The organism is Streptomyces sp. NPDC021622 (assembly GCF_040640795.1).
Lineage (GTDB): Bacteria > Actinomycetota > Actinomycetes > Streptomycetales > Streptomycetaceae > Streptomyces.
Genome location: NZ_JBFACK010000002.1, coordinates 313,058 through 332,078, shown reverse-complemented (window position 1 = coordinate 332,078; position 19,021 = coordinate 313,058). Strand labels below are relative to the sequence as shown.

15 protein-coding genes and 1 pseudogene are annotated in these 19,021 nt (G+C 71.0%); 10 read left to right on the top strand and 6 right to left on the bottom strand.

Annotation, left to right across the window (positions count from 1 at the left end):
- Nucleotides 1-18: 18 nt before the first annotated feature.
- Nucleotides 19-2,190 carry a P-loop NTPase fold protein gene (locus tag AB0G47_RS05825; RefSeq protein ID WP_360764447.1) on the bottom strand — a complete coding sequence of 724 codons (2,172 nt, stop codon included), beginning with the start codon at nt 2,188-2,190 and terminating at the stop codon, nt 19-21.
- A 237-nt stretch (nt 2,191-2,427) separates the two neighbouring features.
- On the opposite strand from AB0G47_RS05825, the gene AB0G47_RS05820 reads away from it, so the two are divergent.
- The gene (locus AB0G47_RS05820) at nt 2,428-3,006 is read left to right on the top strand and encodes a hypothetical protein (RefSeq protein WP_360764445.1); all 579 of its coding nucleotides are present in this window, start codon (nt 2,428-2,430) and stop codon (nt 3,004-3,006) included.
- A gap of 19 nt (nt 3,007-3,025) precedes the next feature.
- Here the strand turns inward: AB0G47_RS05820 and AB0G47_RS05815 are convergent, their stop codons facing one another.
- The gene (locus tag AB0G47_RS05815) at nt 3,026-3,928 is read right to left on the bottom strand and encodes a class I SAM-dependent methyltransferase (RefSeq protein ID WP_360764444.1); all 903 of its coding nucleotides are present in this window, start codon (nt 3,926-3,928) and stop codon (nt 3,026-3,028) included.
- On the bottom strand, nt 3,925-4,953 hold the full coding sequence (locus AB0G47_RS05810) for a carboxymuconolactone decarboxylase family protein (protein WP_360764442.1): 1,029 nt from the start codon (nt 4,951-4,953) through the stop codon (nt 3,925-3,927). The genes AB0G47_RS05815 and AB0G47_RS05810 overlap by 4 nt, the downstream gene beginning before the upstream one ends.
- A gap of 328 nt (nt 4,954-5,281) precedes the next feature.
- Between AB0G47_RS05810 and AB0G47_RS05805 the strand changes: the two are divergent.
- The 5 genes and pseudogenes from AB0G47_RS05805 to arcA form a co-directional block, all read left to right on the top strand.
- Nucleotides 5,282-6,292, top strand: a pseudogene (locus AB0G47_RS05805) (histidine kinase); the annotation flags it as partial.
- A 560-nt stretch (nt 6,293-6,852) separates the two neighbouring features.
- The gene (locus tag AB0G47_RS05800) at nt 6,853-7,521 is read left to right on the top strand and encodes a response regulator transcription factor (protein WP_360764440.1); all 669 of its coding nucleotides are present in this window, start codon (nt 6,853-6,855) and stop codon (nt 7,519-7,521) included.
- A 9-nt stretch (nt 7,522-7,530) separates the two neighbouring features.
- A complete protein-coding gene (locus AB0G47_RS05795; RefSeq protein ID WP_360764438.1) occupies nt 7,531-8,250 on the top strand; it encodes a DUF4232 domain-containing protein in 720 nt (239 codons plus the stop codon).
- A 137-nt stretch (nt 8,251-8,387) separates the two neighbouring features.
- The gene (locus AB0G47_RS05790; RefSeq protein ID WP_360764436.1) at nt 8,388-9,845 is read left to right on the top strand and encodes a basic amino acid/polyamine antiporter; all 1,458 of its coding nucleotides are present in this window, start codon (nt 8,388-8,390) and stop codon (nt 9,843-9,845) included.
- 66 nt (nt 9,846-9,911) lie between these two features.
- Nucleotides 9,912-11,174, top strand: coding sequence for an arginine deiminase (gene arcA / locus AB0G47_RS05785; protein WP_360764434.1), 1,263 nt, complete (start codon nt 9,912-9,914; stop codon nt 11,172-11,174).
- Nucleotides 11,175-11,187: 13 nt separating this feature from the next.
- Here arcA and AB0G47_RS05780 read toward each other — a convergent pair whose 3' ends face one another.
- Nucleotides 11,188-11,832, bottom strand: a complete 645-nt coding sequence (locus AB0G47_RS05780; RefSeq protein ID WP_360764433.1) for an FxLYD domain-containing protein — start codon at nt 11,830-11,832, stop codon at nt 11,188-11,190.
- A gap of 93 nt (nt 11,833-11,925) precedes the next feature.
- Nucleotides 11,926-13,020, bottom strand: a complete 1,095-nt coding sequence (locus AB0G47_RS05775) for a chemotaxis protein (RefSeq protein ID WP_360764431.1) — start codon at nt 13,018-13,020, stop codon at nt 11,926-11,928.
- Nucleotides 13,021-13,198: 178 nt separating this feature from the next.
- Between AB0G47_RS05775 and AB0G47_RS05770 the strand changes: the two genes are divergently transcribed.
- Together AB0G47_RS05770 and AB0G47_RS05765 are read left to right on the top strand one after the other, a co-directional pair.
- Nucleotides 13,199-15,364 carry a hypothetical protein gene (locus AB0G47_RS05770; RefSeq protein WP_360764429.1) on the top strand — a complete coding sequence of 722 codons (2,166 nt, stop codon included), beginning with the start codon at nt 13,199-13,201 and terminating at the stop codon, nt 15,362-15,364.
- Between the two features lie 126 nt (nt 15,365-15,490).
- A complete protein-coding gene (locus AB0G47_RS05765) occupies nt 15,491-16,312 on the top strand; it encodes an inositol monophosphatase family protein (protein WP_360764427.1) in 822 nt (273 codons plus the stop codon).
- Here AB0G47_RS05765 and AB0G47_RS05760 read toward each other — a convergent pair.
- On the bottom strand, nt 16,248-16,883 hold the full coding sequence (locus AB0G47_RS05760) for a hypothetical protein (RefSeq protein WP_360764425.1): 636 nt from the start codon (nt 16,881-16,883) through the stop codon (nt 16,248-16,250). The genes AB0G47_RS05765 and AB0G47_RS05760 overlap by 65 nt on opposite strands.
- A gap of 98 nt (nt 16,884-16,981) precedes the next feature.
- Between AB0G47_RS05760 and AB0G47_RS05755 the strand changes: the two genes are divergently transcribed.
- Both AB0G47_RS05755 and AB0G47_RS05750 read left to right on the top strand, forming a co-directional pair.
- Nucleotides 16,982-18,391: an NAD(P)/FAD-dependent oxidoreductase gene (locus AB0G47_RS05755; RefSeq protein ID WP_360765124.1), complete on the top strand. Its 1,410-nt coding sequence runs from the start codon at nt 16,982-16,984 to the stop codon at nt 18,389-18,391.
- Nucleotides 18,388-18,909, top strand: a complete 522-nt coding sequence (locus AB0G47_RS05750; protein ID WP_360764423.1) for an O-acetyl-ADP-ribose deacetylase — start codon at nt 18,388-18,390, stop codon at nt 18,907-18,909. Before AB0G47_RS05755 ends, AB0G47_RS05750 begins: the two co-directional genes overlap by 4 nt.
- Nucleotides 18,910-19,021 lie beyond the last annotated feature (112 nt).

The following is a 19,021-nucleotide window of genomic DNA, read 5'->3' as shown; positions in this document are numbered from 1 at the left end:
CAGGCCTGTTGGAGGGGGCTAAGACTCGTCGCTTTCCGGCATTCCCCACGCCTCCCGGAACCGTTTCAGGGCGAGCCGTGTCGCCGCAGGAGACATGGCGAGTTCGCGACGCGCCTCTGCCAGGCGCTGCACGTCCCAGTCCGATCCGGCGTCCTTCATGTCGTCGAGGGTGGGGAAGTTCTTGCGGCAGAAGAAGTCGAGGAGGGTGAGCATGAAGTCGCCGTACGCCCCCAACTCGTCCCACTGGCGCCGCGTTTCGAGTGAGGGGCCGGTGTCCGCCGCGTTCTCCGTCGATGGCGATGGCGATGGCGATGGCGATGGCGAGGTCGATGTCAAGGTCGATGGTGCGGCCGCGTCGATAAGGCGCCGGACGGCGTCGCGTGCGAGCGCTGTCTGCTCGTCCCCCGGCCGTTCTTGCAGGAGCAGGACGGCCAGGCGGGTGTCGTCCATGCGCTGCGCCCAGTCGGGCGGGTGGTCGGCCCTGGCAAGCAGCACGCGGAAGCCGGACAGTGTCTCCCTCAACTCGTCCCAGAGCAGCGCGTGGGCCACCTGGGGCAGTTGATTGCGGCCGGTGCTGGGGATGGTGACCATCCGGCGCGTGTAGCGGATCAGGTCGCGTGTGATTCCGCCGGAGAGACAGTGCGCGAGGGCGATGAAAGGGGTGGTCAGGCCGGGGACCCGGTTCTGGAGTATGGCGTGCGATTCCTCCAGGGTCCGGGGCTCGATATGGACGACGTCGTCCAATGAGCTGTCGATGATGTCCCGGACCGGGAGCCCTCGGCGGACGAAATCGGCGCCGACGTCCTCGGCGACGGAGATGAGGAAGTAGACGTTCGGAATGCCGAAGACCGCCTTTATCTCGGCGAGCAGCGATCTTGCGTCGTCTGCCGTACCGATGCGGTCGATCTCGTCGATGACGATGAAGATCCGGCCGCTGCCCGCCGCCTTGGCCATGCGTTCCAGCAGGTCCCGGAAGTGGACCACCAGCTCAGGGAAGGTGAGCGTGCGCGAGGAGAGGGTCGTGGTGCGGCCCGCGCCCACGGTTCCTGCGGAAAAGGGCGTAAGACCCGTGGTGGTCGCCAGACTTGTGCTCTGCGCGGTCCGCAGGAGATAGAGGTAGTTGACGCATTCCTTGAGGAGCGGCGACTTCTTCTGCCACCTCGGCAGCGAGACCAGAATGCCGAGGCCGAGCAGCGCGAGCGGAACGCGCGTCAGCCACGGGTGGTCCGTCCAGAGCTGCACCGCCGATGCCCAGATGTCATTCCACGTACGCGTCAGCCATCCGGAGAAGCCGCCGTCAAGGGATCGGTTCATTGCCCGTGCCGCCGGTGCCAGTGCGACGGACAGCAGGACCGCGGCGACGAGAAGCCGGCCCCAGAACGACACCGCCCCGCGGATCCGCAGCAGGATGTGCTTGCGCAGCTTGATGAGGAAGACGAACGACGAATCGGGCGCCCGCCCGTGCGTCGCCAGGAACTGCTCGCACACCCGCTGGAACAGCGAGAGCAGGAATTCCTGCGGGACGTAGGCGGAAGGGATTTCCACGGGGACCACGAGATGGTTGTCCGCGCGCCGCTTCTCCGCCAGATCCCTGAGGAGAGTGGACTTCCCGACGCCGCGCGGACCGGAGATCGCAAGGGTCCCGCCGGCCATCAACTCCATCTTCGCTTCGAGGCTCTCCTGCTCGCGGTGCGGAACGACGTACCGCAGATCGTGCACCTCGACGAGCCCCAGAATGTCGGGAGTGACGAGCAGGGTGTTGTGGTCCTCCCCGATCAGGCGTCTGAGTACCGGCCCCACTTGATCCGCGAGCGCGGCCGGCAGGGAATTGCGCCACTGGCGGCGTACGAAAGCGACTTGCCAGCGCAGTGTCACCAGCCGGAGCAGCAGGAGGAGACGCCTGGCCGATAAGCGCGTGCGTCCGTACTCTTCGACCGCTCGGTCGCGCTGCTCCACGGCGTCCTGGTATTCCTCGTACTCCCCGTATCCCGAGGCCAGTACCTCACCGACGACATGCTCCCGGTGGAACTCCGCCGTGACTTTCTCTTCGTCCACGCCCGTCATGTGCTGCTGCGCCAGATAGCCCCTGAGCACCTTGTCCTCGGCGTGCAGGCGGCTGACGGCGTCCCCGTAGGTCAGCTCGTCCGCAGGCCGGTTCCAGACCGCCTTCGCCGGCTCCGGGGCGTCCACCGTGCCTCCGCCGCATCACTCTGACCGTTGCGGCACAGGAACCCCGGTCGCCGCACAGCCGTGACTGTAAGTCATGCGAGTCGGCAGGCCTAGCCTCCATTCCGTGCGGTGGGTGCGTAACGCAGCAGAGGTCGGCGAGGTTGCGCTGTCCGGGTTCCGTGATCCAACGCGGAGTGGAGAGGACCGTACAACTCCCCTGACACTTATGGGAGTAGCGGTTCACAGATGGGGAGAGGCATGAGCGGGGCGCAGGGGGACATAACGGTCGGGCAGCTGCTGCTCGCCGAGTATCAGGTCGTCAAGGACGAGCAGAAGGCCCGGATCGGGTTCCGCGACAATCTCCTGTACGTGACGCTGGCGGCCGTCGCGGCACTCGTCGCCGCCACCGCACAGACCGAACGGGCCTCGATGCTCCTCGCATTGGGGCCCGTCTGTGTCGTCCTGGGGTGGACCTACCTCGTCAACGACGAGAAGATCTCGGCGATCGGCGCCTACGTACGGGGCGATCTCGGGCCGCGCCTCGCGGAGTTGGCGGCCACGGACGAGCGGGCGGACTCCGCGGCTCCCGCGCCCCCCGCGGCCTTCGGCTGGGAGACCGCCCATCGCGGTGATGCGCGACGCCGCTCGCGCAAGGTCATCCAGTGCCTGGTCGACCTGGTGGCGTTCTGCGTGGTGCCGCTGGCCGGCCTCGTCGTCTTCTGGGCCGACGGCGAAGGGGGCGGACTGCTGCTCGCCCTCTCAGTGGTGGAGGCGGCGGCGATCGCGGGCCTCGCCGCCCAAGTGGTGGGGTACGCACGGCCGTTCGGGAGGGCATGACGGATGACGGGCAGTGGCCCTACGACGGCCGTACCGCCGTCACCAGCCACACCCCCGCCCGCATCCGCACCCCGCTCTCCGTCGCGTACGGACGGAACACGTCCTCCAGAGCGGCCCGCGCCTCGGGAGCCATGGCCCGGCCCGGCGTGCGCGACAGCATGAAGTCGACCGTGTCCCGCGGGGTTTCGCCCCAGACGGCCTCGATGCTCACGGGCGTCACCGTGACGTCCTTGTAGGCGGCGAGCGCCTCGTGGATGCGGTCCGGGTCGGAGAGCGAGGCCATCGCGGCACGGGTCGCGAGCGCGTCGGCGGACGGCTGCTCACCGGGCCCTGCCTCTTCTTCTTCAAGTTCTTCAAGGAGCTTGCCGAAGAGAGCGAGCGCCCGGGACTCCTCGCTCGCTTCACCCGTCTCCTCTGTCTCCGCTGTCTCCTCTGTCTCCTTGATGGGCTGCGGACAGACGAACACGAGCCGTCCGCCGGGCCGCAGCGCCCGCCCGATGTTCTCGAACGCGGCCGCGTGATCCGCGAAGAACATCACCCCGCCCCGGCTGATCGCCACGTCGTACGCCGCGGCCGGGAAAGCATGGACCTGGGCGTCGGCCAGTTCGTACGCCGCGTTGGGGATGCCCTCGGCCGCGGTGCGCGCACGGGCGACGTCGAGGAGCGGCGCCGAGATGTCGACGCCGACCGCGTGGCCGTGCGCGGCGCGCCGGGCCGCGACCCGGGTGGTGTCCCCGGCGCCGCAGCCGATGTCGAGGACACGGTCGCCGGCGCCGATGGCCGCGGCGTCGAAGAGCGTGTCGTTCAGGCCGCCGAGCATCGTGTCGAAGCGCCCGTGATGGGCGGCCCAGTGGGCGCCCACATCGCCGTTCCAGGCCCTGACCTGGCGGGAGTTGGCGGCGGCGATCTTCTCCGCGGTCATGACGCCTCCCTGGTGAGATGGGCGGTGATGCCGCTCTCGATGCGGTCGACGGCGGCGAACGCGCCGTACGAGATCAGATGCACCAGGCAGTGATCGCTGAACGGCGGCTTCTTCCAGGCGGCCACGTCCTCGTCCGTGATGCGGTACGGCGCGAGCGCGGCGAGCAGCGCGAGCCGTGCCCCCGGCCGGGACGCGCGATCCGGCAGCGACTCCCACACCATCGGCGGATGTGCGCCGTCCCACGACGCCAGCGTCTCCTCGACGAGCCGCTGATCGGCATCGTCCAGCAGGCCCGCGCCCATCGTCGCCGCCGCACGGAGCGCCGCGTACGCGGGACCGACGGGCGACCCCGCGGCCCACTCGGGGCCGGGCAGCGGCTCGTCGAGCAGGGCAAGCGAGTCACCGGGCGTGACAGAGCGGCGGACCGCCTTCTGCAGCGAACGCCCGCCGAGCGAGCGCACCACGCGCAGGCGCTGCGCGTTGCACGGCAGCATCCGCTCGGTCATCAGCGACGACGCGACACGGTTGATGAAGTGGAAGGTGAGCGCGGTGCCGATGTGCGCGGGGGCGTGGGCGCGCGGGAACGGCGGAGCCAGCTCCGGAGCGCCCGGTGTGCGGGTGGCCTTGCCCCAGGCGAGCAGCCGCGCCTGGTCCGGGTCGTCGGGCTGCTCGCCGCGCAGCACTCGCTCGGCGACACGGTGGTCGCCGGTGGCGTGCAGCATCACCGTGTGCGCGCTCACGCAGAACGGGCAGCGGTTGGCGAGCGAGACACCGACGGCGACCAGCTCGCGGTCGGTGCGGGTGCTGCCGCCGGGGGTGCCGTCACCGGGCGTGCCGTCGCCCGCGAGCAGGGACTCGCGGAGCAACGCCCAGGTGGCGGTGAACAGTTCGGGTGCCGGGGAGAGCGCGACGAGCGGCGCGGGCTCCGCGAGGCCGAAATCGACGGCCATCTGCGCGTAGGCGTCGGCGGTCCTGCCGGTCGCGGACTTCGGCAGTACGGGATCGGTGTATCGGAAGGTTGCCATGGCATCGAGGGTGCTGGTGCCGGGTGCGTCGGGTCGTCGTACGGCGGAAGGCAGTTGGGAGTACGTCGCCGGGGGCGGGCGGGTCCGTGACTACTGCGGCGGGAGTAGTGGGGAAGCGGTCTGCTCGGACGACGCCGTTGTCAGTGGTGCGGTCTATGGTTTTTGAACACGCTGGGGAACGCGCGGATGCGCGGCGGGGTGCGGCGGGGGATCGACGGAGGTCGGGGTGAGCAGGGTGGCTGGTCGCGCGGATCGCGAGGGGTGGCGGGTGTGGCTCGGCGACGCGGTGCTCGCGGCCGTCGTGGGCGTGATCGTCATCGTCGCGACGGTGTACGGGGATGATGCGGGGTTCCTTGACTACGCGCTGCTGGCGGCAGGTTCGCTGGCCCTGGCCGCGCACCGGGCGGCGCCCCGTGTGGTGCTCGCCGTCACCACTGCATCTCTGCTGGGCGAGGTGCTGCACGCGGGGGCGGACAGCGTGGCGGCGATACCGGTGGTGGCGGCCGTGCACACGGCGGCGCGGGCGGGCCACCGGGGTGTCGCCGCGGCGGCCGCGGGGACGTTCCTCGTGGGCTTCGCGGTGGCGGGCTCCGCTGCGGACGACGTGGCCCAGCGGACCATGCTGCTGGCCGGCTGGTTCCTGTGCGCCCTGGTCACGGGCCTCGCCGACAAGAACTGGCAGGCGTATCTGCGCCAGACCGAGCAGCGCGCCCTGGAGGCCGAGCGGACCCGCGAGGAGGCTGCGCTGCGCCGTGCGGGGGAGGAGCGGCTGCGGATCGCGCGTGAACTGCACGACTCGCTGACGCACAGCATCTCGATCGTCAAGCTGCAGGCGGGGGTTGCCGTCCACCTCGCCCGCAAACGGGGCGAGGAGATACCGCCCGCGCTGCTCGCCATCCAGGAGGCAAGCGGCGAGGCGATGCGCGAACTGCGCTCCACACTGGACGTACTGCGCACGGACGAGCCGACCGGGAGCCCCGCGCTCCTGGTGGAGCGTGCACGGGCGGCCGGGCTCGACGTGGAGCTGACGGTACGGGGCCGGGAGCGGAGCCTGGCCGGGGGCCTTGAGCGGGCCGCGTACCGGATCGTTCAGGAGGGCCTCACCAACGCGGCACGCCATGCGGGGGGTGCCGCGCGGGTAGCGGTCGAACTGAACTATGGAGAGCGGGAGTTGTCGGTCCGCGTGACGGACGACGGAGTCGCCGAAGCCGGCCTGCCGCCGGCGGAGGGGACGGGCCTCACGGGAATGCGCGAACGGGTCGTAGCACTGGGCGGCACGCTGCGGGCGGGGCCGCGGACCGAGGGAGGTTTCGCGGTGTGGGCCGAACTGCCGTTGGGGGTGGGGGAAATGGCTTCGGGGGTGGTTGGTGTGGGTGCCGGTGCCGGTGCCGGTGCCGGTGCCGGTGCCGGTGCCGGGGCGGCCGCGGCTGCGCGTGCGACCGAGGCTGTGCGTGCGGCGGGCATGGAGGGGAACGGCAGGTCGGAGGTGCCGGACGGCTCGGGTGAGGCGGGTGTTGCAGGCAGCTCGGGCGTCTCCGACGGGTTCGACGCTTCCGGCGTCTCTGACGGCTCGGATGGAGCGGGTGTCTCGGGGAGCCCAGGCGTCTCGGTGGGCTTGGGCGGATCGGCAGATCCAGGCACCTCGGCAGGCTCGGGTGGATCGGTGGGCGGGCCAGGCGTCTCGGCAGGCTCGGGTGAGTCGGTGGGCTCGGGCGGCTCATGTGCCCCAGGCATCTCGGATCGCCCAGGTGCCTCGTCCGGCTCGCGTGCTCCAGGTGTCTTGGATGGCACGGGCGCCTCGCCCGGCTCACTCGCCTCAGGCGTCTCGGACGGCCCCGGCGCCTCGCCCGGCTCGAAGGCGAAGGTCGTCGCCGATGCCCGGCGGCGTGGGGAGTGGGCGTGATCCGGGTCGTGTTGGTGGACGATCAGGCGTTGATGCGGGCGGGGTTCCGTGCGCTGCTTGATGCCGAGGACGGGATCGAGGTGGTGGGGGAGGCCGCCGACGGGGAGCGCGGGGTTGCCCTCGTGCGCGAGTGTGTGCCCGACGTCGCGCTCATCGACGTACAGATGCCCGTGATGACGGGGATCGAGGCGACGCGTCGGATCGTCGCCGACCCGCGGCTCGGAGGCGTACGCGTCGTGATCCTCACCAACTACGGCCTCGACGAGTACGTCTTCGATGCGTTGCGTGCCGGGGCCAGCGGGTTCCTGCTCAAGGACACCGAGCCCGCGGATCTGCTGCAGGGCATCGAGATCGTCGCTCGCGGGGAGGCCCTCCTCTCGCCCTCGGTGACCCGCAGGCTGATCGGAGAGTTTGTGTCGCGGCCGCCGGACCGGGCAACGGCGCCGGGCCTGGAGACGCTCACCCGCAGGGAGCGCGAGGTCACCGCGCTCGCCGCGCGCGGACTGACGAACGAGGAGATCGCCGAGCACATGGTGATCAGCCCGTTCACGGCGAAGACGCATGTGAGCCGGGCGATGACGAAGCTCGGCGCGCGCGATCGGGCCCAACTGGTCGTCTTCGCCTACGAATCGGGGCTCGTGGCTGCCCGGAACGCGACTCCATAAGATCGCCGGGTGACCGTCATACCGTTCAGACAAGTCGGGGCCCTCGCGGCTGTCGCCCTGCTCGCCGCAGGGTGCGGGCTGTCGGATGAGCTCGATCGGGAGAGGAACCCTGAGCGGACGGCCGATGCTGCTCCCGAGGGCGGTCCTTCCGCTGCCGCTTCGGGTGTGCCCACGGCGCCCGGCCTGGCGTCGAGGACGCCGATCCCCGTCGAGGAGGCCCCTGTCCCGGCCGCGCCCACGTCCTCGTGCCCCGCATCGGGCGTGCGGATCGAGCCGGGCATGGTTGACGCCGCCATGGGGCTGCGCGCGATGAGCGTGACGTTGACCAACTGCGGGAAGCGTGTCCAGCGGCTGAACGGCTACCCGGGACTGAGGGTGCTCGACGAGCACCGCGAACCCCTCGACGTACAGATCCTCGAAGGGCCGGAACCCGTCACGCAGATGGACGACCCCGGGCCGCACCCCGTCACGCTGAAGCAAGGGGAGTCGGCCTACACCGCGCTGGTCTGGCGCAACACCGTCACCGACACGACGACGACCGCCGTCAGCGGCACCTATCTGGAGGTCACCCCGGCCAACGGCGTCCGCAAGGCGACCGTGACGCCGCAGGGCCGGATCGACCTCGGCAACACCGGCCGCATCGGCACGACCGCCTGGCAGAAGACCCCGGCCGACGACACCAGGGCGTCCAGGCCTACGGCACCCGCACCGTCCACTCCGCCGAGTTAGCCGCAGCGCACGGTTCACTTTCATCGCCTTGGGTGTCCATATCAGGACAATCCGGTAGGCCGGGGATAGGTTCGCGCTCAGGGTGGTCGGTCGACCGTCGGCGCCGGCCCGCCCGGACGGGAGGCGACCAGCGGCTGATGAGCCACGCCGACACGAGCGAGCAGGCCACCACCGGATCCGCACCGGCGGCCAAACTGACGCTCCTGACGCTGACGACGATGGTCGTCGGCTCCATGGTCGGCGCCGGGGTCTTCTCGCTGCCCAGCCGCTTCGCGGACGAGACCGGTGTCGCCGGTGCGCTGATCGCGTGGGCGATCGCCGGCACCGGCATGCTGATGCTCGCCTTCGTCTTCCAGACACTCGCCGTCCGCAGACCCGATCTGGATGCCGGTGTCTACGCCTACGCCAAGGCCGGGTTCGGCGAATACCTGGGCTTCTTCTCGGCGTTCGGCTACTGGGCAAGCGCCTGCGTCGGCAACGTCACGTACTGGGTCCTGATCATGTCGACGGTCGGCGCCATCTGGCCGGGCCTCGGCGAGGGGGACACCGGCCTCGCCGTGCTGCTGTCGTCGGCGGGCCTGTGGGGGTTCTTCCAGCTCATCAAGCGGGGCGTCAAGGAGGCCGCGGCGATCAACCGCGTCGTGACGGTCGCCAAGATCGTTCCGATCCTCTTCTTCGTCGTCCTGACGCTCTTCTACTTCAAGGCGGACGTCTTCGCCGACAACTTCGGCGGCGCGGACTACTCCGGCTCCCTCTTCGCCCAGGTGCGCGGCACGATGCTCGCCACCGTCTTCGTCTTCCTCGGCGTCGAGGGCGCCAGCGTCTACTCGCGCCACGCCAAGCGCCGCAAGGACGTGGGAAGGGCCACGATCCTGGGGTTCCTCAGCGTCTTCGCCGTCTTCGCCTCGGTCACCATCGTGTCGTACGGCATCATGCCGATGAACGAGATCGCCGCGCTCCGCCAGCCCTCGATGGCCGGAGTCCTGGAGTCCGCGGTGGGCACCTGGGGCCAGGTGTTCATCAGCGTAGGACTGATCATCTCGGTGCTCGGCGCGTATCTGGCCTGGACGCTGATGTCCGCCGAAGTCCTGTTCGTGGCGGCCAAGGACGACGACATGCCGCGCTTCCTCGGCCGCTCCACCGCAGCCGACGTGCCCGTGCCCGCGCTCCTGATGACCACGTGCCTGACGCAGGTCGTCCTGATCGTCACGTCGTTCTCCGACGACGCGTTCAACTTCGCGCTCGACCTGACCAGTTCGCTCTCCCTGATCCCCTATCTGCTCGCGGCAGCGTTCGCCGCGAAGATCGCGCTGCGGCCGGACGACCTCACCCACGGGGGCAGGGGAACGCGCGGCGAACTCGTCGTGGGCGCGATCGCGGTCATCTACACGGCGTTTCTGCTGTACGCGGCAGGCCTCAAGTTCGTCCTCGTCTCGTTCATCGTCTACGCCCCGGCCACGATCCTCTTCGTGATGGCCAGACGGGAACAGGGCAGACGCCTCTTCTCGCCGCGCGAACTCGTCATCCTCGCCGTCTCGACCGCCGGCGCGGTGGTCGGTGTCATCGCCCTCGCGGTCGGCTGGATCAGCCTCTGACCCACCGTCAACCGCCCCCATTCCCACGCCGTACTCGCATCGGAATCCGCATCGGAAAGGCACACCGTGACAAGCCCCGACACGCCGAGCACCCCGGACTACGGCGTCTACTCCGAGGTCGGCAAGCTGCGCAAGGTGCTGGTCTGCGCGCCCGGTCGCGCACACCGCAGACTGACCCCCACCAACGCCGACGACCTGCTCTTCGACGACGTCATGTGGGTGGAGAACGCCCAGCGCGACCACGCCGACTTCGTCGACAAGCTCAAGCAACGCGGTGTCGAGGTCGTCGAACTGCACGACCTGCTCGCCCGGACCATGGCGATCCCCGAGGCCAGGAACTGGCTCCTGGAGCGGAAGATCACCGCGAACGAGGTGGGGCTCGGACTCATCGACGACACCCGCGCCTTCCTGGAGACCCTGGAGCCGCGCCGCCTGGCCGACTACCTCATCGGCGGCCTCGCCACCGCGGATCTGCCGGACCAGTTCCGCTCCGGCCATGTCGCGCTCGTACGCGAATCCACCGGCGTACGCGAGTACTTGATGCCGCCGCTGCCGAACACGCTCTACACCCGCGACACGACATGCTGGCTGTACGGCGGCGTCACGCTGAACCCGCTGTACTGGCCCGCCCGGCACGACGAGACGCTCCTGATGAAGGCCGTCTACCGGTTCCACCCCGACTTCACCGGCGCCCGCGTGTGGTGGGGCGACCCCGAACTCGACTGGGGCCAGGCCACGTTCGAGGGCGGCGACATCATGCCGGTCGGCAACGGCGTCGTACTGATGGGCATGAGCGAGCGCACATCGCGGCAGGCCATCACACAGGTCGCGGCCTCGCTGTTCCAGAGCGGCGCGGCGGAGCAGGTCGTCGTCGCCGGCATGCCCAAGCTGCGGGCCGCGATGCACCTCGACACCGTCTTCACCTTCGCCGACCGCGACGTCGTCACGCTCTACCCGAAGATCATGGACGCCGTGCACTCCTTCACGCTGCGCCCCGGCGGAGGACCGGCCGGCATGGACATCACCGATGAGGGCTCGCGTACGTTCGTCGAGGTCGTCGCCAAGTCGCTCGGGCTCTCCGGGCTGCGGGTCATCGAGACCGGCGGAGACGTGTACGCCTCCGAGCGCCAGCAGTGGGACAGCGGCAACAACGCCGTCGCCCTGGAGCCGGGCGTGGTCGTCACCTACGACCGCAACACCCAGACCAACACCCTGCTGCGCAAGGCGGGCGTCGAGGTCATCACCATCGTCGGCGCCGAACTCGGCCGGGGCCGCGGCGGCGGGCACTGCATGACGTGCCCGCTCATCCGCGACGCCGTCGACTTCTGAACCAGGCCGCGGCTCAGTAGCGCTGGGCCTTGACCAGCTTCGCGGAGAGCTTCGGCTCCGGCGGCGCGTGGCTGATGGCGTACGCCTGGGCCCGCTCGCCGGGGTCGAGGTCCTCCTTGCCGATGTAGCGCGTCTCCACGGTCTTGCCGTCGGGATCCAGGAAGTCGACCTGGATCGCGTAAGACGCCTTCTCGTCCGTGCTGTTGGTGATGGTCACGATGGAGGCGAGCACACCGCCGGTCTCGGAGCGCGGCCTGCCCGTCATCGATACGTCGGCCATCGCGTTGCCCTCGCCGTCCACGTCCTTCAACTCGTCCTGCGCGGCCTTCTGGACCCGCTCGAACTCCGCGGACACGGACGCCCCGAACTCGTCCGCGCGCTCCGAGGCCGATTGCGCCGCCTCCGACGCCGAAGCGCGCGCGGACTCGGCGGCCTCGGAAGCGGCCGACTTCAGGGGCGACGCGGTCTTCTCCGAGAAGGACGCCGAACGGGGAGCCGTCGGCCGCTCGCTGATGGTCCGGCTGCCCTCGCTGGAGGGGGCGTCGCTGTCGGTGCTGCACGAGATGAGGGCGGCGGCCGTGACGGCGGCGGCCAGCGCGAGGGCGGCGGATACCACCTTCCTGGGGCGTCGCGGCGCGCCGGCCGGCAGGGGCTTCATTCGGAGCGGTCCTTTCACTGCTGCGACTCACTGCTACGACTGATCACTGCTGCGACTGCTCGCTGCTGCGACTGATCACTGCTGGGGCTGACGTCAGTACCGCAGGGCGCAGGCGATCCCGCCCTGCTCGGTGAGCGTTCCTTCGGGTACGAAACGGACCTGCGCGCCGGTGTCCAGGGCCCGCTCCACGATCTCGTCCACGATGTCCTCGACGGCGTCGAGATCGTCGGCGGTGGCCGGCACCAGATGCCCGCCGTCGTCGCGCACGGTCTGCCGGAAGGTGTCGTCGACGGCGAGCAGCCGGACCCGGTCGGCGGTCACGTTCTGCCAGACCTCGTCGAGCCCCGCGGCGAACTGCCGCTGGCCCCGTGCGGTGTCCAACTCCTGGAGCAGGGCGTCGAGTTCGGCCTTCTCCCGGTCGGCGACGAGCGGAGCCATCGCCTGGCCCACCGCGTCCGCAGGGCCGTCCGCGAGTCCGCCGTGCGGCACCCGCGTGGCCTTCTTGGTGACCGTGCCGATGTCGTCGAGGAGGGAGAGCGCCGCGGCTTCCCCGGCCACGAACAAGGGGCGCGGGTGAGCGTCGAGGACGGCGCTCATCGCCTGGTCCGCCGCGCGCAGGAACGTACGGGTCCGCTCGTCGCGGAAGGTGCTCGGCAGATCGCCGATCCGCTCCTTGCGCTCGGCGTCCGGGTCGTCGAGGCTCCGGGTCAGCGGGAACCCGTCGGCGGTGTGCTCGCCGACCCGCTCCGGCGTGCCGTCCCACAGCGTGACGCGGTCGGCGGAGACGGCGAGGACCCAGTACGGGCGCTCGGCGGCCCGGGCCGCGACGAGGTTGCGCGTCAGGAACGTGTCCGAGAGCACCACCCGCGACGGCACCGTCCTGGCGATCGACCACACCTGGTGCTCGCCGGGGGCGGCGAAGACCGCGAGCCCGTCCTCGGCGTGCACAAGATCGATATCGGCCACCGCCCGGTCCAGCTGCCCCGCCACCTCCGCGCGCTGCTCCTTGGTCACGGCCGGGTCGGCGTTCAGGCGCTCCTTGGCCTCGGCGACGAGATTGCGCAGCCGCACGGGATCCTGGGCGTTGTCCGGTTCCCTGCGGTGCGTCGGCAGCAGGACCGTGACGGCCGGATAAGGGCGCGTCTTCCGCAGCTCGGCGAGGGCTTCCGGGGTGAGGGAGGGGTGCATGGGGCGGGCCCTTTCGGGACGGGTGGCTACTGAAGGCCGCCGGCGCCATTACGCCGCGTAATGCACTTTATGTCGGTTGTGCGGGTGGGGCATTTCGCCTCGGCTGTCGTCTGCCGGGGCCGGTGCGTCACGCACGTACCGAGTCGCCGCGCCCGCCCGTGGGACTCAACCTGAGTTCATGGAACAGCGCGCGATCCGTCTGCGGCGCCGGCTCCGGCCCGTCGCCTGGATCGTGGCGGTGCTGTGCGTGGCCGTCCTTGCCGCGACGGCCACGGCGCGCAGCACGGTCCTCAGCCCCGGCTTCCACCAGCGCGTGCTCGACGAGCAGCGCGCCTACGACCGCCTCTACAACGAAGTCCTCGTCGACCCGCAGACCCTCCCGGTCGCCCGTGACCTGCTGGGGCGGCTGCCGGTCCCGGAGGCGGCCGTCACCTCCAACCTGAAGATCGTGCTTCCCCCGGAGACCCTGCGCGCCATGGCCGACCGCCAGATCGCGGAGGTGACCGGATATCTGCGGGGCGAGCACGACACGCTGCGCCTCACCGCGGACCTGCGCCCGCTGCTCACCAATGTCGGCAACCTGGCCCAGACGTACTTCGGTGATCTCGTCGCCTCATTGCAACGGCAGCCCGAACCCGACTTCCCCGCCTTCGTCGCGGACCTCGACCGGGCCGCGAAATCCCTGGCCACAGGGGTGCCGCCGGCCGATCTGCCCACCCTGGAGCTGTCGAGGGACCAGGCTGTTACGGCCACGCGGGCGCTGCTCCAGGTGGTGCCCGAGGACCGCCGGGACGAACTCCGTCCCGAGGTCGAGGTGGCGCTGGAGAGCGGGGACGTCGCCTCCGCGCTCGCCGCTGTCGGGCCCGAGGCGGTGTCGGACCGCACCCGCCAGGCGACCGAGCAGTTGCGCGAGACCGCCGGCGGCGACACCTGGGACATCACCGCCGACCTCGACACATCGGGCGACGCGCTCGCCCCGCTGCACCGGGCGCGCTCCGTCACACATCTCGCCCAGGGCGTGGTCGAGCCGCTCGCCGCCCTGCTCGGCGTCGCGGCCCTGGCGTTCCTGTGGGTCTCCGGGCCCGCGGCTCCCGCACGGCGCCTGACGGGGCTCGGCTGGGCGCTCGCCGCGGGCGGAGCCCTCACGGGGCTGTGCGTGGTGGCCGCCCGTGTGGCCATGGACGGCGGCCTGGTCAGCACGCCCGAGTCCTGGCCGGGATCCGTTTCACGGCTGGTCGACGACGTGGGGAGCGCGGCCGTGGACGGTGTGCTCACCACCGCGACCGTCGCCGCGTACATCCTGCTCGCCGCAGGCGCGCTGCTCGTCTCCGTCAGCTGGGTCTGGCAGGCGGGACCGGCCCTGACGGTCGGCCTCCGCCGTGTGCGACTGCTCTTCGTCGGGGTGGCGGGTGTCGCGCTCGTCGGCGTCGTCCTCGCGCCCCTCGCGGCGGGCCGTGCCGATCCGCGCGTCTGCCAGGGCAGCTCCAGGCTCTGCGACCGCGGCTACGACGAGATCGCCCAGCTCACCTCGCACAACGCGATGTCCACCACCGCCGACCAGTTCATCGGGCCCCTTCAGGACCCCCGCATCACCGCCCAGCTCAACGACGGCGTACGGGCCCTGCAGATCGACACCTACACCTGGGAGCGCCCGGAGCAGATCGCGGAACGGCTCGAAGGGTCGGACTTCTCGCCCCGGCTGCAGGGGCAGATCCTGGCCGCGATCAACAAGTTCAACCCGCCACGCGACGGCCTGTGGCTCTGCCACTCGGTGTGCCGGGCGGGCGCCATCGGCCTCGTGCCCACGCTGCGCGAGGTCGGCGACTGGCTGCGCGCCCACCCCACCGAGGTCGTCACGCTGATCGTGCAGGACGCCGTGGACGGCGAGGCCACCGCGGCGGCCTTCGAGGAGGCCGGTCTCACGGACCTGCTGTTCGAGCCCGCCGCGGACCCGTCCCGCCCGTGGCCCGAGCTCGGCGAGATGATCGACAGCGGCAAGCGCCTGGTCGTCTTCGCCGAGCGCGCCGACGGGCCCGCTTCCTGGTACCGCAACTTCTACCGGTACGGCATGGAAACCCCCTACGCGTTCCGCACCCCCGAGGACATGACCTGCGTGCCGCACCGGGGCGGCACGGACAAGCGCCTCTTCCTCCTGAACCACTTCATCACCATCGACGGCGGCAGCCGCCTGGACGCCGGCACGGTCAACACCCGCGCCGCGGTCCTCGACCGCGTGCACGCCTGCGAACGCGAGCGCGGCAGGCCGGTGAACTTCGTCGCCGTGGACTACCTCACGATCGGCGACGCGAGGGGCGCGGTGGACGCGCTGAACGCGGAGAGGTGAGGCGGGCGTGCTGCCGTGGGCCGCGGCTGTGGACCGGCGCCCGGGGTTGCGTGGAATTCACGTTGGGGAAACCCCTCATACACCCGCTCCGTACGCGTTGTCAGCGGGGCGTGCTCTTATGGAGGCATGATCGAAGACTTTCTGGAAAGCGGAGTACCCGCAGTAGAAGAGGCCCTCCGCAAGGCTGCCGCCACCGAGGTCATGCCGAGGTTCCGGCAGCTCACAGCGGAAGACGTCGTACAGAAGAGCGGCCCGCACGACCTGGTGACGGTGGCCGACCGCCTCGCCGAGGAGCAGCTGACCGCCGCGCTCACGGAGCTGCTGCCCGGCTCCGTGGTCGTAGGAGAAGAAGCCGTCCACGCCGACCCCTCGCGGTACGAGGCGATACGCGGCGACGCGCCGGTGTGGATCGTCGACCCGGTCGACGGCACCCGGCAGTTCGTCCACGGCGACCCCGGCTTCTGCATGCTCGTCGCGCTCGCGTGGCGAGGAGAGGTGCACGCCTCGTGGACGTATGCCCCGGCGCTTGACGAGATGGCCGTCGCGGTGCGCGGCAAGGGCGCCTGGCTCGACGGACGGCGCCTGGTGGCCGGCACGCCGGGCGAGGTGCTCGAAGTGGCCACCTCGCACCCGGACTTCACCACCGAAGACCAGAAGCGTGCACTCAGCGGCCTGCGGGTGGACGGCGTCGCGCCGCGGCCCTGCGGGTCGGCCGGTCTTGAGTATCTGTCCATAGCCAAGGGCGAATTGGATGCGATCGCCTTCTCCTGGGAGCTGGCCTGGGACCACGCGGCGGGACTGCTGCTCGTGGCGGAGGCCGGCGGCAGCGACCTGACCGTGGCCGGTCAGCCCTTCCGGATAGCGGGCGGCAACGCCCTGCCGTTCACGGCCGCCCGGGACGCGGCCACGGCCGACCGGGTGGTGGCGTTGCTGTCGGCTGGAGCCTGATCTGCGGGTCGCCGCCCGACTCGAAGTTGAAGTGGACGGTGGTGACCTCGAATTCGGTGACGGTGCCGACGGCCGGCCAGTCCCCGGGATCCAGGGGGAGCCCGGTCAGGTCCACGAAGCAGTGGATCGGCAGCCCCAGGTCCACGAAGAGCCCGGTCCTGCCCGGACCCCATGGCAGCTCACCGACCGTGCCGGTCAGCCGCGTGCCCTGGGGGAGCGGGCCGCCCGGACCCGGCGGTGAGGTGTTGCGGCCGTGGCGGGCGCGCCGCCACGCCTGCTCGAACTCCGCCTCGGTGACCGGCTCGGCGATCGGCCGGGTGACCGCCTCGGTGACGGGCCCGGCGTCATCCTCGACGGAGTCGTTCAGGAGTGCGCCGTACCGCGCCGTGTAGAGCCCCGCGCCGAGCGTTCCGAACTGCTCGTGGACCCAGGCGAGTTCATCGCGCGAGGCGGCGACGGAGGCCGTGCCGTGCGGCTCGTCGAAGGACGCCTGGCGTACGACGACGGAGTCGTCCCCGGCCTCGAACCAGCCGTCGGAGCCCGCGTCGGCGCGGCGGAACCATCGCGTCACCCGGCAGAGGCTACCCGCGCCGACGGCGCTGTCGGTGGCCAGGCCTATCCTGGGCGGCAGTGGCCATCGGCTGACAAAGGAGTCCGAAGGTGCCGTCGATGCTTGATGCCGTCGTCGTGGGGGCGGGACCGAACGGTCTGACCGCTGCCGTCGAGCTGGCCCGCCGTGGCTTCTCGGTGGCCGTCTTCGAAGCCAAGAGCACCGTGGGCGGCGGTGCGCGGACCGAGGAGCTGACCCTTCCCGGGTTCCGGCACGACCCCTGTTCCGCCGCCCACCCGCTGGGTGTCAACTCACCGGTGTTCAGGACCATGCCGCTCGACCGGTACGGACTCGAGTGGCTGCAGCCCGAGCTGTCGATGGCGCACCCCTTTCCGGACGGCAGCGCCGCCGTGCTCTCCCGCTCCGTCGCCGAGACGGCCGCCTCGTTCGGGCCGCGCGACGCGGGGACGTACCGCCGACTCGTCGAGCCCTTCCTCCACAACTGGGACACCGTCCTGCGGGACTTCATGTCGCTGCCGACGACGGCCCTGCCGCGTGACCCGCTGACCCTCGCGCGCTTCGGGCTCGTCGGCCTGCCGCCCGCCACGTGGCTGATGCGGCGCTTCCGCGACGACCGGGCCCGCGCCCTGTTCTCCGGGCTCGTCGCCCATGTCATCGCGCCGCTCGGCGGGCTCGCCACCAGCGGTGTCGGCATGGTCTTCGCGCTGGCCGCACACGCCCGCGGCTGGCCGGTCGTGCGCGGCGGCTCGCAGTCGATCTCCGACGCGCTCACCGCGTATCTGAAGGACCTCGGCGGCGCGGTGCACACCGACTACGAGGTCAAGCGGCTCGACGACCTGCCGCCCGCCCGCGCGTACGTCTTCGACACATCCCCCACGGCGCTCGCGCGGATCGCGGGCCTGGGGCGGAGTTACGAGAACTACCGCTACGGCGCGAGCGCCTTCAAGATCGATTACGCCCTTGACGGCCCCGTACCGTGGACCGCCAAGGAGGCGCGCGCCGCGGGCACCGTGCAGGTCGGGTCCAGTAGCGCCGACATCGACGCCGCCCTGCGTGCCGTGTCGCGCGAGAACCGCGCGCCCGACCGGCCCTTCCTCATCACCGTGCAGCCCGGCGTCGTCGATCCGTCGCGCGCGCCGGCGGGCAAGCAGGTCTTCTGGGCATACGGCCATGTGCCGAACGGCTGGAGCGGTGATCTCACCGACGCGATCGAGCGGCAGCTGGAGCGGTTCGCCCCCGGCTTCCGGGACCGGGTCCTCGCGCGCGCCACAGCGGGCCCTGCGGAGCTGGCCGCGCGCAACGCGAACTATGTGGGCGGTGACATCGCCTGCGGCGCGGCGAGCGGGCTGCAGCTCCTGCTCCGCCCCAAGCTGTCTCTGTTCCCGTACAACACCGCGCATCCCGCGGTCTTCATCTGCTCGTCCGCGACGCCGCCGGGGCCCGGGGTGCACGGCATGTCGGGGCACAACGCCGCCAAGGCGGTATGGAGGAGGCTTCGCTCCGCATGACGGCCATCACGCTCGTCCAGGGCGACATCACCCGGCAGTCGGCCGACGCGATCGTCAACGCCGCGAATTCTTCCCTGCTGGGAGGTGGCGGGGTCGACGGTGCGATTCACCGGAACGGCGGGCCGGAGATCCTCGAGGCGTGCCGGCGGCTGCGGGCTTCGCACTACGGCAAGGGGCTGCCGACCGGTGCGGCGGTGGCGACCACCGCCGGGCGGCTTGACGCGCAGTACGTCATCCACACCGTGGGGCCGGTGTGGTCCGCCACGGAGGACCGGTCCGGCCTGCTGGTGTCCTGCTACCGGGAGTCGCTGCGGGTGGCCGAGGAGGTGGGGGCGCGGACGGTCGCCTTCCCCGCGATCTCGACCGGCGTCTACCGGTGGCCGCTGGATGACGGGGCCCGTATCGCCGTCCGCACGGTGCGGAAGCATGCGGTGGCTTCCGCCTTTGACGAGATCCGCTTCGTCCTTTTCGATGCGAAGGCCTACGAGGCGTTTACGGCTGCGCTGGCGGAGGGGTAGGGGCGCTGCCCCCGGCGCATTGCTTCATCGGGGCCCCGCGGCTGGGGCTGTGCCCACCCTTCCCCAAGCTCTCGGCTTCGCTCGAGCAGGGGAGACCCCACTCGCCCTGCGG

Bases quoted from the DNA above. Each gene is read 5' to 3' on its own strand.
- AB0G47_RS05775 (WP_360764431.1), bottom strand. From the start codon at position 13,020: ATGCACCCCTCCCTCACCCCGGAAGCCCTCGCCGAGCTGCGGAAGACG.
- AB0G47_RS05820 (WP_360764445.1), top strand. From the start codon at position 2,428: ATGAGCGGGGCGCAGGGGGACATAACGGTCGGGCAGCTGCTGCTCGCC.
- AB0G47_RS05765 (WP_360764427.1), top strand. From the start codon at position 15,491: ATGATCGAAGACTTTCTGGAAAGCGGAGTACCCGCAGTAGAAGAGGCC.
- AB0G47_RS05750 (WP_360764423.1), top strand. From the start codon at position 18,388: ATGACGGCCATCACGCTCGTCCAGGGCGACATCACCCGGCAGTCGGCC.
- AB0G47_RS05770 (WP_360764429.1), top strand. From the start codon at position 13,199: ATGGAACAGCGCGCGATCCGTCTGCGGCGCCGGCTCCGGCCCGTCGCC.
- AB0G47_RS05815 (WP_360764444.1), bottom strand. From the start codon at position 3,928: ATGACCGCGGAGAAGATCGCCGCCGCCAACTCCCGCCAGGTCAGGGCC.
- AB0G47_RS05790 (WP_360764436.1), top strand. From the start codon at position 8,388: ATGAGCCACGCCGACACGAGCGAGCAGGCCACCACCGGATCCGCACCG.
- AB0G47_RS05780 (WP_360764433.1), bottom strand. From the start codon at position 11,832: ATGAAGCCCCTGCCGGCCGGCGCGCCGCGACGCCCCAGGAAGGTGGTA.
- AB0G47_RS05810 (WP_360764442.1), bottom strand. From the start codon at position 4,953: ATGGCAACCTTCCGATACACCGATCCCGTACTGCCGAAGTCCGCGACC.
- AB0G47_RS05755 (WP_360765124.1), top strand. From the start codon at position 16,982: ATGCTTGATGCCGTCGTCGTGGGGGCGGGACCGAACGGTCTGACCGCT.